The following is a 15,828-nucleotide window of genomic DNA, read 5'->3' on the forward strand; positions in this document are numbered from 1 at the left end:
TGTTCGCGGCCACGGCTTATCCTTATTTTTTAAAACTAACTGCGACGGTGATGAAAAAATGGGAAACAAGGCCATTCTGGTGGTCGGAGGGGGCATAAGCGGGCTCACTGCTGCCATTGAAGCATCGGAAGTGGGGCAGGAAGTTTTCATTGTGGAAAAGAACGCCTACCTTGGTGGCAGGGTAGCCCAGCTGAACCAGTATTTCCCCAAGCTGTGTCCTCCCAGTTGTGGGTTGGAGATTAACTTCCGCAGGATTAAAAACAATCCCAGGATTCACGTTCTTACCCTGGCGGAGGTCACAGCGGTTTCGGGCGGGGAAGGAAATTTTGAAGTCAAAGTAAAGATCAACCCCCGTTATGTGAATGAAAATTGCACCGCCTGCGGAAAGTGCGGGGAGGTATGTCCGGCCGAAAGGGCCAACGAATTCAACTACGGGCTGGACAAAACAAAAGCCATTTATCTACCGCACCTTTTTGCTTACCCCACCAAATATGTCATTGATCCGTCGGCCTGCCAGGGGGCGTCCTGCAATAAGTGCGTTGAGGTTTGCCCGGTGAATGCCATTGAGTTAAACGCGGAACCCAGGGAAATGACCCTGCAGGTGGGTTCCATCATCTGGGCCACCGGCTGGAAGCCGTACGACGCCTCCAGGATCAGTTACTACGGCGGCGGCCAGTACGCCAATGTGATCACCAATGTGATGCTGGAGAGGTTGGCCTCCAACACCGGCCCCACCGGCGGTAAGATCTTGCGTCCTTCCGACGGCAAGCCGGCGGAAAAGGTGGCCTTCGTCCAGTGCGCCGGTTCCCGGGATGAAAACCACCTGCCCTATTGCTCCGGGATTTGCTGCCTGGCTTCCCTGAAGCAGGCCACCTACATCCTGGAACGCAATCCCGAGGCCCAGGTGTACATCTATTTCATTGACATCCGGGCCCGGGGCAGATACGAAGACTTTTATAATAAAGTAAAAGATATGCCCAACGTACACCTGGTGAAAGGAAAGGCCGGTGACATTACCGAAGATCCGGCTACCGGGAACCTGACGGTGGTGGTGGAAGACCAGGAAACACAGAAGTTGATGAAAGAGCAGTTTGACCTGGTGGTACTGGCTACCGGTATGGACCCGGTGACCCGGGAAGCCAAAGCGCCGGCCGAGTTGGTTTACGATGCCAGTGGCTTTGTGGTGGGTGGAGCGCCTGGTATCTATGGCGCCGGTTGCGCGGTTAAGCCCATGGATGTGGCTTCCTGCGTGGAGGATGCCACGGCCGCTGCCCTCAAGGCCATTCAATCGACGCTGGGGAGGTAATGACGGTGGACAAAAAGATGGCAGTTTATATCTGTACCGGTTGCGGCATAGGGGATGCCCTGGACATTGACGCCCTTACGGAACTGGCCGAGGATAATAAGGCTCAGTTCTGTAAATCCCACCCCTTCCTTTGCGGGGCCGAAGGTGTGGATATGATCAAGCGGGACATGGAAGGGGAAGGGATCAATACCATAGTGATTGCCGCCTGCTCCATGCGGGTGAACACCGGTGTGTTTGACTTTCCCGGCGCTCTGGTGGAAAGGGTGAACCTGCGGGAGCAGGGCGTATGGTGCCATCCGGCCAACGATGAGGATACCCAGATGCTGGCGGAAGATCAGCTGCGTATGAGCCTGGTGAAGGCCCAGCAGTCCTCCCTGCCGGAACCCTACCAGGTCCAGGATCTGTCCAAAGCCATCCTGGTGGTGGGCGGCGGCCTGGCCGGTGTAACGGCGGCGGCGGAAGCGGCCCGGGCCGGTTACAAAACCGTGCTGGTGGAAAAGGAACCGGTCCTGGGCGGCTGGGTGAACGGGTTATACAAGCAGGTGGGGCTTAAACCACCCTATAATGAACTGGAAGAAGTGGATATAGCCGCCCGGATCAGAGAGGTGGAAGAAAACCCCGACATTAAAGTTTATAAGGGTGCTCAGATTGCATCCATTGCCGGCGCCCCCGGTATGTTTGACGTAACCATCAATCAGAACGGCGGCCAGTCCAGCGAACGGGTGGGCGCCATTGTCATGGCTTCCGGAGCGGTGGCCTATGATGCCGGCAAACTGGGTCACCTGGGCTTTGGCCGGTATCCCGATGTGATCACCGGCGAAATGTTCGAGGAGATGGCCAAAAAGGGCGAATTCAAGCGGCCTTCCGACGGCCGGGAAGTAAAGAGTGTGGCCTTTATCCTCTGTGCCGGCTCCCGGGACCCGGAGCATCTGCCCTACTGCTCCACCATTTGCTGCACCGAGTCCCTGAAGCAGGCCCTGTACCTGAAGGAAAAGGACCCCGGGTCCACTGTTTACATCTTCTACAAAGACATGCGGGCTCTGGGCAAATACGAGTTCCTCTACCAGCGGGCGCAAAAGGAAGGGACGCTTTTCTTCCGGGGTGAGGTGGCCAGCATTGCCGAAGAGGGCGGCAGCCTGGTCATTGAATTTGACGATGTGCTGGCCGGGGACCGCATCCGCACGGAAGCCATTGACCTGGTGGTGCTGGCCACCGGTATGGTGCCCACCACGGCCATCGGTGAAAGAATAGAGGTCAAAGCCGACGATCAGAAGGAAGAAGAAGGGCCCAAGGCGGACGAAATTATCAAGTCCAACATCCTGAACCTGCAGTACCGGCAGGGTCCGGAAATGCCCACATTAAAATATGGTTTTGCGGATTCCCATTTTATCTGCTTCCCCTATGAAACGCGGCGTACGGGCATTTATGCCGCCGGCAGCGTACGGGCGCCCATGGATATTCCTTCCACCATTGCCGATGCCACCGGAGCAGCCTTAAAGGCCATCCAGTGCATCGAACTGACAGCCCGGGGATCGGCGGTGCACCCGCGGGTATGGGATCTCTCCTTCCCGGAATTCTTTATGCAAAGGTGCACCCAGTGCAAGCGGTGTACGGTGGAATGCCCCTTCGGCGCCATCAACGAAGATGAAAAGTTCAACCCGCTGCCCAACCCCACCCGCTGCCGTCGTTGCGGTACCTGCATGGGGGCCTGTCCGGAGCGGATCATATCCTTCAAGAACTATTCGGTGCCCATTATCGGCAGCATGGTCAAGTCCATCGAAGTACCGGAAGAGGATGAGGAAAAGCCGCGCATTGTGATCTTTGCCTGTGAAAACGATGCCTATCCGGCTCTGGACATGGCCGGTATGAACCGGCAGGAAATCAGCCCGTGGGTACGGATCATTCCGGTGCGCTGCCTGGGTTCCATCAACCTGATCTGGATTGCCGACGCCCTCTCCAAAGGCATTGACGGCATCCTGCTGCTGGGTTGCAAGCACGGGGACGACTATCAGTGCCACTTCATCAAGGGCAGTGAACTGGCCAGCATCCGCCTGTCCAAGATTTCCGAAACCCTGGACCGCCTGGCCCTGGAGTCCGACCGGGTGCGCATGGAGCAGGTCAGCATCATGGATTACGACCGCATTCCGCAGATTATCGCCGAATTTGCGGAAAAACTGGAAGAAGTGGGCCCCAACCCCTATAAAGGCTTCTAAGAAGGGGCGTGCCGGGCGGCCGGAAGAAAACATTTTATTAAGAATATGTAACTATGGGGAAATGTTCGAATTAGAGGCGGTAAACCTTATCCGGTTGCCCGCCGGAAGAAGGACCCGGCGGGCAACCGTACATGATTCCTGCCGGCACCAGCAGGTTAAAAAATCATAAGCCAAAGGGGCTTCGCATATGGAAACCAAAGAAATATCCCTGGAAATGAAAGAATACCTGGTAGAAGCCGGAGCGCAAACCCTGGATTACTGCATGCAGTGCGGGCTCTGTTCCGGCCTCTGCCCGTGGCGTCTGGTACCGGGCGAAACCAGTGAAGCCTTTTATATCCGCCGGATGATGCGCCTGGGCCAGCTGGGACTGGAAGGCTTTGACGACGAACAGGTGCTTTTTGCCTGTACCACCTGCGGCATGTGCCAGCTCAATTGTCCCCGGGAGGTAAAGATTATCGACAACGTGCGGTCCATGCGCAGCACCACCGTGGAAGCGGGATTTGTACCCTCTGCGGTGCGGTCGGTGGTGGGCAGCCTGCATGCCAACGGCAACCCCTGGTCGGGACCCCGGGAAAAGCGCATGGACTGGCAAAAGGGGGTGGATGTACCGGCTTTCACGTCCGGTACCGAGTATTTGCTTTTTGTCTGCTGCACTTCCTGTTACGATCCCCGCAGCCAGCGGATTGCCAGGAGTGTGGTGGACGTGCTCAAAAGGGCCGGGGTGAACTTCGGCGTCATCGGTGTGGAGGAAAGCTGTTGCGGTGAAACCGTCCGCAAAATCGGGGACGAGGAACTGTTCACCAAACTGGCCGAATCCAATATCAGGCTGTTCAGGGAAAAAGGAGTGCAAAAAATTATCACCACTTCCCCCCACTGCCTGTATACCTTTAAGAATGAGTATCCGGCCCTGGGCGGGGAATTCGAGGTGGTGCACTACACCCAGCTCCTGGCCGGATTGCTTCAGGAAGGCAAGCTGGAATTAAAAACTCCCCTGGATAAAAGGGTGGCCTACCACGATCCCTGTTACCTGGGACGCCACAACGGCATTTTTGACGCGCCCCGTACATTGATACGGGCCATTCCAGGCGTGGAACCGGTGGAATTGAGTCGCTCCCGGGAGAGGAGTTTGTGCTGTGCCGGCGGCGGCGGCCGGTTATGGGCGGAGGTACCCAGGGGAGAGCGGTTTGGCGAACTCCGGGTACTGGACGCGGAAGCAAAAAGTGCCGACATTCTGGCTACAGCCTGCCCCTACTGTGTAATCATGCTCGAAGCCGATTCCCTGGCTCTGGATAAACAGGAAAAAATCCAGGTAATGGAACTTTCTGAGCTCCTGAGCGCATCAATGGGGAGGGAGAGCTAATTGGTTACTGTTAATCCTCAGTTTGCGAAAAAGCTAAAGAAGTTTGGTGCCAAAACAGCCACCGACTGTTTTAACTGCGGCACCTGCACGGCCGTCTGCCCCCTGGTTACCGATGAAAATCAGTTTCCACGGCGATTTATGCGCTATGTGCAGCTGGGCATGGAAGATAAGATCAAACATTCCCTGGAACCCTGGCTTTGCTACTACTGCGGCGACTGCCAGAAAAACTGTCCCCGTCAGGCCAATCCGGGGGAAGTGATGATGTCCTTGCGCCGTTATCTCACTTCCCTGTATGATTGGACCGGTCTGGCTACGAAACTTTATACTTCCAAGGTTTGGGAAATATTGTCCGTTGTCGTTCTTTTTATTGCCACCCTGCTGGTGGTCAATGCCCTGCACGGGCCCATGGTGCTGGAACACACGGAACTGGAAACCTTTGCCCCGCGGCACGTGGTTGACCCGGCCGGATGGATTTTCGGCGGGGTTCTGTCCATTATCCTTTTGAGTAACATCTACCGCATGTACCGGTTTGTCATGGACGGAGGAGAAAAGGTTAAAATTAACATCCCCCTTTCCGTGTATGTCCAGGAACTGTACACCCTGATTTATAACTTCCTGACCCAGAAACGGTTCAGCCTGTGCTCCAACAAGAGCCGGTGGATTAAACACTGGCTGTTGATGTCGGGATATACGGTGGCCTTCCTGCTGGTGAACGCCGGTTCCAAGTGGTTTTTGACCAACGAGTATCTCTCGGTTTTCCATCCCGCAAGAATTCTCGGCTATTATGCTACCATAGCCCTGCTGTATGTCACCACCGAATCCATCATCAGCAGGTTGCGGAAAACCGAGCCCATACACCAGTACTCCCACTCCACCGACTGGATGTTTTTAATCCTGCTCTGGTTGACCGTATTTACGGGGCTTTTAACCCACGTATTCAAGTACCTGGATCTGCCGCTGGCCACCTACTATACCTTTGCCATCCACCTGGCCTTTACCGTGCCCCTTTTAGGCCTGGAGGTGCCCTTCACCAAGTGGGCGCACCTGGCCTACCGGCCCTTTGCCCTGTACTTCAAGCAGGTAAAGGAGCGGGCGCTGGAAATGCAAAGAACCGCCGGTGCGGCGGGACAGATGGAAATCAGCGGTTGATGGGCGGGAATTGCGCAACAAAAAGACCCCCCGGGCAGGGGTCTTTTTTTGCGCGGTCTTTTATGGAGCAACAAATACCTTTCGCCGGCGAAACCGGCCAACTGGGGCTTTCCCACGGACAGGTAGTGACGGTTCTTGACTTGCCCGGTGGAATACAGTAACATGGTACCGGAATGAAAATGGCCGGTTAACCCCTCTGCCGGCGATCAGGGAGCATATAAATTATGAACAAAACCCCATTTATAGATGGCGATGCTTTAGAACGAATGATCCTGTTGACCAGCGGTCTGATTTTGTATAAACAGATCGCCCGGGACCCGGTGGTGCAGGCCCTGCAAAGTTTACTGGAAAGTCTGGTTTCTTCCGGGCCGTCAGCCCGGGAGGTGTGTGAAAGGTATCATCACTTTTGCGCCCTGGCGCTGGAATGCCGCTGGCCGGACCATTTGCTGGATTTAATTCTGGACAGCGATAATAGCTTCAGCCGGCGGGTCGGGGCGGCGGGTCCGGAGAACGTGGACCGGCGGATCATGGCCCTGGCCGCCAGGGATCTATCCATCCTGCAGGAGCTGTCGCAAATTAATGCGGGACAGTTAAAACAGGTGGCGGCGGGCATTTTTAGTTCCACCGGTGCCCCGTACGATCCGCTGGCGCCGGAAAACTGGCCGGGGTGGGAAGAAATGCCCGGTTACCTTGAGCCGGTACCGGCAGTGGATCCGGGAAATCCGGATGCGGTCCGGGAAAACCTTTCCGGGGCCGGCACCTGTAATGGGCGGGACGCCGGCGCCGCCCGGTGGCTGGCATTGTGCCGGCGCAGGGTTAAAATGGCCCTGCTCCGCAGCCGGAACTGGGGCGGGGCCGTGGATGAGCTGGCCCGCTATTACCACCGGGTGGGATGGGGCGTTTTCAGCCGTTATGTGGCCTTTCGCTGGCAGAAAAGTCCCGGCGGCGGGGGCGTTCTGGCAGGCATTGCCTCTCCCGACCCCGTGCGTCTGGAAGAGTTGATCGGTCTGGACCGGGAAAAGAAGGTAATACTGGAAAACACGGAACACTTCCTGACCGGCCTTCCGGCCAACAATATGATCCTGTACGGCGATCGGGGCACGGGCAAATCCTCCACCGTCAAGGCATTGCTGAATGCCTTCGCCTGCCGGGGCCTGCGCCTGGTGGAAATGGCCAAAGCCGATCTGGGTGATTTTCCGCTTCTCACCCGGCAACTGGCCAATCAGACACAAAAATTCATCATTTTCGTGGACGACCTGTCCTTTGATGAAACGGAGCCGGAATACCGGGCGTTGAAGCCGGTGCTGGAAGGTGGTCTGGAGGTAAGGCCGGGCAATGTGCTTATCTACGCCACTTCCAACCGGCGCCACCTGGTAAAGGAAAGCTTTTCCGAACGCCAGGGGGATGAGGTGCATGCCAGGGACAGCATGGAAGAAAAACTGGCCCTGGCCGACCGTTTCGGCATTACGGTGACCTTCCCCGCCCCGGATCAGGAAGGGTACCTGCGGATCGTGGAAGGGCTGGCGGAACAGCGCGGCCTGGAAATAGACCGGGATGAACTGCGTAAAATGGCCCTGCACTGGGAAATGTGGCACAACGGCCGTTCCGGCCGCACCGCCCGGCAGTTCGTAGACTACCTGGCGGCCCGCCGGGCAGGGATGTCCAGGGCCAACCCGTAAAAAGGGAATTTGCGTCCCCGCCGATGGTTTTGTAAACCGGTTCAATAAGCAACCCCGGTCCCGGAACAATTGTCACCAACTTCTCCAACAAGCAAAGGTGATTCCCTTTTTCTGTCGAAATAATTTTTGAGGTGACAATGGTGAAAGGCGGGCGCAACCTTACCCATATTGCTTACACGTGGTTGATTATCATTCTGGGGTTATGGGGCCTGGTGCGCCAGTTTTCCTCCCTGGACCTGGACTACTGCCGTTTCTTTGTCCTTTTTATGGCCATGGGAGTGGTCACCGAGTGGCTGGCGGTGAACTTTCCCCGGGGGCAGCTTTCCGGCGGTTTTGCTGTGGTAATGGCGGTATTTTTGACCTGCGGCACCCCGGCGGCGGCCTGGGTGGGCGCCCTGGCCACCCTGTGCGCCCAGGGGATTGTGAACCGGGGCAACCCCCTGCGCACCATCCTTTTCAACGCCACCCAGCACGTGCTGGCAGTTACGGCGGCCGGCTATGTTTTTTCTGCCGCCGGCGGCCGGACGGGGATTGGTGTTTCCCTGGAACTGGCCCTGCCCCTGCTGGCCTTTGTCCTGGTCTATTTTGGTGCCAATTTCCTGCTGGTCGCCCTTTACCAGCAGCAAATGCCCGGTTATCGCCGGATAACCCTTTCCTGGTGGGATGTCTTTCGCTGGGGGGCGCTGACCTACCTGTTCACCGCCCCGTTGGGTGTACTCATGGCCCTGCTTTACAGCCAGATGGGGTATGGCGGGGTTCTTTTATTTTTCTTTCCCGTTCTGGTGGTGCAACTGGTGCTGCGGATGTATGTGCACCTGGAACTGGCCAACCGGGAATTAATTGCCCTGTACCAGGTGGCCCGGAAACTGGGTGAAGGGCTGGATCCGGAGCAGATTGCCGAATTGATCCTGCGGGAAGCCGGGCGGGTGGTTCATTACCACAGCGGGGTGGTTTACCTGCTTGCGGAGGAGCCCGGCTGCTACCGGGCAAAGGCGGCGACCGGCCCCTTTCAGGATGATTTGCTGCGTACCATGGTCAGGTCCGGTGAAGGTTTTGCCGGCCGGATACTCCGGGAAGGGCAGCCGGAATTGATTTATGATTCCCGGGAGGACCCCCGGGTGTCCGGGGAGGGAGGGCTGTCCCGGGTTTACCGTTCTTTGATGTTCATTCCCCTGGTGGCCGATGCCGGGGTGATTGGTTTGCTGTTGCTCGGGGAAAAACGCCGCATGGCCTTTGACGAAAACCACCTGGATACCCTGACCGTTATTGCCGTCCAGGCGGCGGTGGCCATGGCCAATGCCCTGCTGGTTCACAGGCTGGAGGAAAGCGCCAATACCGATGGATTGACCGGCATTTACAATCACCGCTATTTCCTGCGCCGGATGTCCGAAGAGTACCGGCGCACCAGTACGTCCGGCCTGCCCCTGGCCCTGATCATGCTGGATGTGGATGACTTCAAGCGCATCAATGATTCCTTCGGTCATCCGGCCGGGGATGCGGTGCTGGTGGAGCTGGCCGCCCTGTTGCGGGAGGGCGTTGGGGAGGCAGGGGTGGTCTGCCGTTACGGCGGGGAGGAGTTTGCCGTGCTTCTGCCCGGTACGGATGCCCCGGCCGCCGGCTCCCTGGCCGAAAATTTAAGGCAAATGGTGCGGGAACACCCCTTTCCTCTGAACAGGCTTTCCGTACAGGTGAGAATCAGTCTGGGTGTGGCCGCCTGTCCCGGGGACGCCCGGGATGTGGACGACCTGGTGCAGCGGGCGGACCAGGCCCTTTACCGGGCCAAGAAAAGGGGCAAGGATTGTGTGGTGCTGTACCGGGAGCAGTAATAGCTGGCATGAAAATAGGAGATGGTTTATTTGGCTGGATTGCTGGCTCGTATGCGCTGGCTGTGGCGCGACTTTCTGGATTTGTTGTTTCCCCCCTCCCGGGCCTGTCCCCTTTGCAAAGCGGCAGCGGAACAGGACCGGCTTTGCCCGCGCTGCGCGGAGGTGCTTGCTGCCTGGCAGTCAAAGGATATCTGCTCCTGTTGCGGCCGTTTCCGGGAAGCAGGCCCTTTGTTCTCCGGGCGGACAACCCCTGACAACCGGTTTCCTGCCCCGGAAATCCGGCCATCTATGCCGGTTTTTTCCCCATTACCTGTTCAATCGACGGGACAATGGGCCGGCCCTGCGGCAAAAACCCGGCCGTCAGTGCCCGCCGTTTCCCCCGCAGGCATCCCTTCCTTATCAATGCTCTGTCCCGACTGCCGGATGGAGCGACCCCCGTTTACCGCCGCCCGGTCCGCTGGACCATACCATCTTTTGTTCAGGGAAGCCATCCACCGTTTCAAATTCGGGCGGCAGCGCCAGCTGGCCCGCCCCCTGGGCAGGCTATTGTCTGCCGTTGTCCGGGAACTGGTGCCTTCCAGCAGCCGTCCCCTGGTGGTGCCCGTTCCCCTGCCGGCCGGGCGCCTGGCTGAAAGGGGTTTCAATCAGTCACTCCTGCTGGCCCGGGAGATTTGCCTGGAACTGGACTGGACCCTGTGGCCGGCCCTGTTCAGAACCCGGGAAACGCCGCCCCAATCGGGCCTTCCCCGGACACAACGCCTGGTCAACTTGCAGGGGGCCTTTGCTTTTACCGGTCCGCCACCGGCTCCTCGACAGGTGGCTTTGCTGGTTGACGATGTTTTAACCACCGGGGCCACGGCTGCCGAATGCGCCCGTGTTCTGCGAGAAGCCGGCGTTACTGCCGTCTACGTGGCCACCGTGGCCGGAGGGACATGGCGGGAAATTTCATCATGATGTGGCAAATATGTCAATCAATGGTGACATAATTTAACAAAATTTTTACTTACCCGCATTTTATCCAGACCTAAAAGCCCCATATGACGGGTTATCAACAGACTTATCCACATTATCCACAGGTTTTTCGTCCACAGGGACCTGTTTTTCGGGTGTTTTGACATGATAATTATGGATATTATGGGTATATATACTAATAAGACAAGTGCAAATAGAATGGCAGCCCTTGACAAAGGCGTCTGTATGTGTTAACATACACCCACGTGAGATCTTCTGGACCCACGGGATTTTAATTTGGGAGGAATGTTTAGTAATGCAAGGCAGAGTCAAATGGTTCAGCGCCGAGAAGGGTTACGGTTTCATTGAAAGGGAGGACGGAGGGGATGTTTTCGTCCACTTCTCGGCCATTCAGGGGGAAGGCTTCAAAACCCTGAACGAGGGAGAGCTGGTGGAGTTTGATATCGTCGAAGGCGCCCGCGGTCCCCAGGCAGCCAATGTGATAAAAATCTAACATCGGCCGACCGAAAGCCCGGTTAAAAGGACCGGGCTTTTTTAGTCGTTATTTTTTGTTGAAGATTCTACCGGGATTGGCAGGAATTCTGGTTAATTTCGGGAATAATATTAACACGACAGACCAGAAAGGAGCTGGTACCGTATGGAAGTACAGGTACGGGGCAGAAACGTGGAAGTAACCAACGCACTAAAGGAGTACGTGGAGAAGCGCCTGGGTAAGCTGGAAAAATTCTTGGAACAGATCAACGAAGTCCAGGTGACCATGACCGTGGAAAAGGATTCCCACCGGGTGGAAGTAACCATCCCCCTTAATGGAATCATTCTACGGGGAGAAGAATCCACGGGCGACATGTATGCTTCCATCGATCTGGTCGTGGAAAAGCTGGAAAAACAGGTGGAACGCTATAAGGGTAAACTGCTGCGCCGCCTGGAGCGGAACAGCTTGCAGGTTCCCGAGGGTGGGGACAGGGTGGTGGAAAACGGCCCCCGGGTGGTACGCACCAAGCGCTTTGCCATCAAGCCCATGTCCGTGGATGAAGCGGTTATGCAGATGAACCTGCTGGGGCACAGCTTCTTTGTTTTCTCCAATGCCGAAACGGAGCAGGTGAATGTGGTTTACCGGCGCAAAGACGGCAATTTCGGCTTGATCGAACCCGAATTTTAATCTGGAAAAAGAAGGAGGCACTTGCAACCCCACCCGCGCGGTGCTACAATAGATAAGGGTTATTTGCAAGAGGAACCTTTGTGGTTCCTCTTCTTTACGAAAGGTGATTTTTATGCTGAATATAATTCGTAACTGGTTGGATGACAATAGCCGGGAAGTGAAACGCCTGCAGCGGATGGTGGAACGCATCAACGCCCTGGAGCCGGAAGTGTCGGCCCTGGCGGACGATGATTTGCGGGCTAAAACCGGCGTGTTCAAGGAACGCCTGGAACGGGGGGAAACCCTGGACGATCTTTTGCCCGAAGCCTTTGCCGTGGTGCGGGAAACCAGCCGGCGCGTCCTGGGAATGCGCCATTTCGATGTCCAGCTCATGGGCGGCATAGTGCTGCACCAGGGGCGCATAGCCGAGATGAAAACCGGCGAAGGAAAAACCCTGGTGGCCACCCTGCCGGTGTATCTGAACGCCCTTACCGGCCGGGGGGTCCATGTGGTGACGGTAAACGATTATCTGGCCCGCCGGGACAGTGAGTGGATGGGTAAAATATACCGCTTTCTGGGCCTGTCCGTGGGCCTGATCGTGCACGGGCTGGACGCGGCCGAACGCCGCCGGGCCTACGGCGCCGATGTCACCTACGGCACCAACAACGAGTTTGGTTTCGACTATTTGCGGGATAATATGGCCCTGCATCCCGACCAGCTGGTGCAGCGGGAACTGTATTACGCCATTGTGGACGAGGTGGACAGCATCCTCATCGACGAAGCCCGCACGCCCCTGATTATTTCCGGCCAGGCGGATAAAGCCACGGACCTGTACCACACCTTTGCCCGGCTGGTGCCCCGGCTGACCAGGGACGTGGATTATACCGTGGACGAAAAGGCCCACACGGTGGCCCTGACCGAAGAGGGCGTGGCCCGGGTGGAAAAAATGCTGGGGGTGGAAAACCTTTACGACGACCGGCACATGCAGCTGACCCACCACCTGAACCAGGCCTTGAAGGCCCATGCCCTGATGAAACGGGACCGGGATTACGTGGTGAAGGACGGCCAGGTGATTATCGTGGACGAATTTACCGGCCGGCTCATGTTCGGCCGGCGTTACAGCGACGGCCTGCACCAGGCCATAGAGGCCAAGGAAGGGGTGCGGGTGGAGCGGGAGTCCCAGACCCTGGCCACCATCACCTTCCAGAACTACTTCCGCATGTATGAAAAACTGGCCGGCATGACCGGCACCGCGGCCACCGAAGAAGAGGAGTTCCGCAAAATCTACAAGCTGGATGTGGTGGTCATTCCCACCCATATGCCCATGATCAGAAAGGACCTGCCCGATGTGGTCTATAAGACCGAAAGGGCCAAGTTCAATGCCGTGGTGGAGGAAATTGCCCGCCGCCACGCCACCGGCCAGCCGGTGCTGGTGGGTACCATCTCCATTGAAAAATCGGAAATATTGAGCCAGATGCTCAAAAAACGGGGCATTCCCCACCAGGTTTTAAACGCCAAGTACCATGAAAAAGAGGCGGAAATTGTGGCCCAGGCCGGGCGGCTGGGGGCGGTGACCATCGCCACCAACATGGCCGGCCGGGGTACCGATATCCTCCTGGGGGGCAACCCGGAGTTCCTGGCCGCGGCGGAAATACGGGGGCAGGGGTATGATCCCCACGATCCCGATCCCCGGGTGCAGGACCTTTACCGGGCCGCCCTGGAAAAGTATAAGCGGGTGACGGAAGAGGAGCATCAAAGGGTGGTGGCCCTGGGAGGGCTGCACATCATCGGTACCGAGCGCCATGAAAGCAGGCGCATAGACAACCAGCTGCGGGGCCGGTCCGGCCGCCAGGGGGATCCCGGTTCCAGCCAGTTTTTCAGTTCCTTGGAAGACGATCTGATGCGCCTTTTCGGCTCGGAAAACATTGCCGGCCTGATGGACCGCCTGGGCATTGAAGAAGACATGCCCATTGAGCATAATTTGATCACCCGGTCCATTGAATCGGCCCAGAAACGGGTGGAAAACCGCAACTTCGACATCCGCAAGCACGTACTGCAGTATGACGATGTGATGAACCAGCAGCGGGAGATCATCTACCGGCAGCGGCGGCAGGTACTGACGGGGGAAAACCTGCAGGAAGTCATCCGGCAGATGATCGAAGAAACGGTGCAGCGGACGGTGGATACCTACTGTCCCGAAGGGGTGCACGAGGAGGAGTGGGACCTGGCCGGCCTGCTGCGCCAGGCGGAACAGCTTTACCTGCCCGGTCATAAACTGGCCCCGGAAGATTTTCAGGATGCGGGGCGCCAGCACATCCGGGACCGTTTGCTGGCAATGGCCCTGGAGACCTATGAAGCCCGGGAGGCGGAACTGGGCGCCGAGTTGATGCGGGAACTGGAGCGCCTGGTCCTGCTGCGCATAGTGGACGAAAAGTGGATGGACCACCTGGACGCCATGGATCAGCTGCGGGAGGGCATCGGCCTGCGGGCCTACGGCCAGAAGGACCCGCTGATTGAATACAAGTTCGAGGGCTACGAGATGTTCCAGAACATGATTGCCAGCATCCAGGAAGATGTGGTGCGCTATATTTACCGGGTGAACGTGGTCCAAACCCCCCGGCAGCGCCAGACGGTGGAAAACCGCTACCAGGAGGAAGGGCCGCCGCAGCCCGTGCGCCGGGAGCAGAAGGTGGGCCGCAACGACCCCTGCCCCTGCGGCAGTGGTAAAAAATATAAAAAATGCTGCGGCCGGGCATCCTAGTCAGCCGGGGTAATTATTTCGATCAGGGGTGATGCAGATGTATCCCGAACTTTTCCGGGAGCTGGAAAATCTGGGCAAACGCATTGCCGATTTGAGGGTTTCTCTTTGACATCGCCAGGAAGGAACAGGAAATAGGCCGCCTGGAAGAAGCCATGCTGGCTCCGGGCTTCTGGGACGACCAGGAAAAAGCCCAGCAGGTGCTGAAAGACCTGGCTGCTTTAAAGGACCGGGTGTCCTCCTTTCAGGAACTGGCCCGCACCCACCGGGATCTGGATGAATTGCTCTCCCTGGGTGAAGATGAGGAAGATGAAGAAGTGGCCCGGGAGGTGGCGGCAGAGCTCAGGGTGCTCCAGAAAAAGGTGGAGGATATGGAACTGGAGGTGCTCTTAAGCGGTCCCTACGACCGGGGCAATGCCATCCTTTCCCTGCACGCCGGGGCCGGGGGCACCGAAGCCCAGGACTGGGTGCAAATGCTTTTACGCATGTACACCCGCTGGGCGGAAGAAAAGGGCTACCGGGTGGACCTGGTGGATGTGCTCCCCGGGGACGAGGCGGGTATAAAAAGCGCCACCCTGATGGTGGCCGGTCCCAACGCCTACGGCTACCTGCAGGCCGAAAAGGGGGTGCACCGCCTGGTGCGCATTTCCCCCTTTGACGCCAACGGCCGGCGGCACACCTCCTTTGCTTCGGTGGATGTCCTCCCCGAGGTGGAGGAGAATGTGCATGTGGAAATCAACCCGGAGGACTTAAAAATCGACACCTTCCGCTCCGGGGGCGCCGGCGGCCAGCACGTGAACAAGACCGACTCGGCCGTGCGCATCACCCACCTGCCCACGGGCATAGTGGTCCAGTGCCAGAGTGAGCGCTCCCAGATCTCCAACCGTAACACGGCCATGAAGCTGTTGAAGGCCAAACTGCTGGATCTGGAGATGAAGAAAAAGGAGAGTGAACTGGCCGCCCTGCGGGGGGAGCAGAGCGAAATCGCCTGGGGCAGCCAGATCCGCTCCTACGTCTTTCATCCCTACAGCCTGATCAAGGATCACCGCACCGGGGTGGAGGTGGGCAATGTCCAGGCGGTCATGGACGGGGAAATCGATGAATTTATTGCCGCCTATTTGCGGGAAAAGGCCAGGGGATAAGGGCCGGTGCCGGTAAGACACCGGCTTTTTTGCCGTCAAAAACATATTCACACCCCGTGCAGGTCATCCTGTGGGCGGGAGGCGCTTTTCTCCCGCCGTCTTCCTCGAATGTCAGCTGACGGTGCAGGACATCCTATGGGCGGGAGGTGCCGTTTATGATCAAAACCCGGAACATATTCCAAAAGGGTAAAGTGAACAAATTCCTCAGTTCCTATTTTCCGCCCCCATTTAAGGTTTCCCGGTCGACCACCCAGAACCGGCCCCAGGAGATCAGCAACACCCATC

Annotated in this window: 11 protein-coding genes; all 11 read left to right on the forward strand. The window is 57.5% G+C overall.

The window, feature by feature from the left end:
- Positions 1–58 precede the first annotated feature (58 nt).
- The 11 genes from GFC01_RS09990 to prfB all read left to right on the forward strand — a co-directional run bounded on the left by GFC01_RS09990 (position 59) and on the right by prfB (position 15,543).
- The gene (locus GFC01_RS09990; RefSeq protein ID WP_152946798.1) at positions 59–1,306 is read left to right on the forward strand and encodes a CoB--CoM heterodisulfide reductase iron-sulfur subunit A family protein; all 1,248 of its coding nucleotides are present in this window, start codon (positions 59–61) and stop codon (positions 1,304–1,306) included.
- Between the two features lie 5 nt (positions 1,307–1,311).
- Positions 1,312–3,519, forward strand: coding sequence for a hydrogenase iron-sulfur subunit (locus GFC01_RS09995; RefSeq protein WP_341473887.1), 2,208 nt, complete (start codon positions 1,312–1,314; stop codon positions 3,517–3,519).
- Between the two features lie 187 nt (positions 3,520–3,706).
- Positions 3,707–4,879 carry a (Fe-S)-binding protein gene (locus GFC01_RS10000; protein ID WP_152946803.1) on the forward strand — a complete coding sequence of 391 codons (1,173 nt, stop codon included), beginning with the start codon at positions 3,707–3,709 and terminating at the stop codon, positions 4,877–4,879.
- A complete protein-coding gene (locus GFC01_RS10005) occupies positions 4,880–6,028 on the forward strand; it encodes a 4Fe-4S dicluster domain-containing protein (RefSeq protein ID WP_152946805.1) in 1,149 nt (382 codons plus the stop codon).
- Positions 6,029–6,252: 224 nt separating this feature from the next.
- The gene (locus GFC01_RS10010; protein WP_152946807.1) at positions 6,253–7,707 is read left to right on the forward strand and encodes an ATP-binding protein; all 1,455 of its coding nucleotides are present in this window, start codon (positions 6,253–6,255) and stop codon (positions 7,705–7,707) included.
- Positions 7,708–7,844: 137 nt separating this feature from the next.
- The gene (locus tag GFC01_RS10015; protein ID WP_152946809.1) at positions 7,845–9,533 is read left to right on the forward strand and encodes a sensor domain-containing diguanylate cyclase; all 1,689 of its coding nucleotides are present in this window, start codon (positions 7,845–7,847) and stop codon (positions 9,531–9,533) included.
- 30 nt (positions 9,534–9,563) lie between these two features.
- Positions 9,564–10,487 carry a ComF family protein gene (locus tag GFC01_RS10020; protein WP_152946811.1) on the forward strand — a complete coding sequence of 308 codons (924 nt, stop codon included), beginning with the start codon at positions 9,564–9,566 and terminating at the stop codon, positions 10,485–10,487.
- Positions 10,488–10,800: 313 nt separating this feature from the next.
- Entirely contained in the window at positions 10,801–10,998 is a 198-nt protein-coding gene (locus GFC01_RS10025) for a cold shock domain-containing protein (RefSeq protein ID WP_152946812.1), read from the forward strand.
- Between the two features lie 144 nt (positions 10,999–11,142).
- Positions 11,143–11,664: a ribosome hibernation-promoting factor, HPF/YfiA family gene (gene hpf, locus GFC01_RS10030; RefSeq protein ID WP_152946814.1), complete on the forward strand. Its 522-nt coding sequence runs from the start codon at positions 11,143–11,145 to the stop codon at positions 11,662–11,664.
- Between the two features lie 112 nt (positions 11,665–11,776).
- The gene (gene secA, locus GFC01_RS10035; protein ID WP_152946816.1) at positions 11,777–14,404 is read left to right on the forward strand and encodes a preprotein translocase subunit SecA; all 2,628 of its coding nucleotides are present in this window, start codon (positions 11,777–11,779) and stop codon (positions 14,402–14,404) included.
- A gap of 37 nt (positions 14,405–14,441) precedes the next feature.
- Positions 14,442–15,543, forward strand: a protein-coding gene (prfB, locus tag GFC01_RS10040; protein WP_152946818.1) for a peptide chain release factor 2 whose coding sequence is annotated in 2 segments (ribosomal slippage) — positions 14,442–14,510 and positions 14,512–15,543 — 1,101 coding nt in all. Because the reading frame shifts where the segments join, the coding sequence is not laid out codon by codon here.
- Positions 15,544–15,828 lie beyond the last annotated feature (285 nt).

The sequence above is a fragment of the Desulfofundulus thermobenzoicus genome, assembly GCF_009428905.1.
Taxonomy (GTDB): Bacteria; Bacillota; Desulfotomaculia; order Desulfotomaculales; family Desulfovirgulaceae; genus Desulfofundulus_A; species Desulfofundulus_A thermobenzoicus.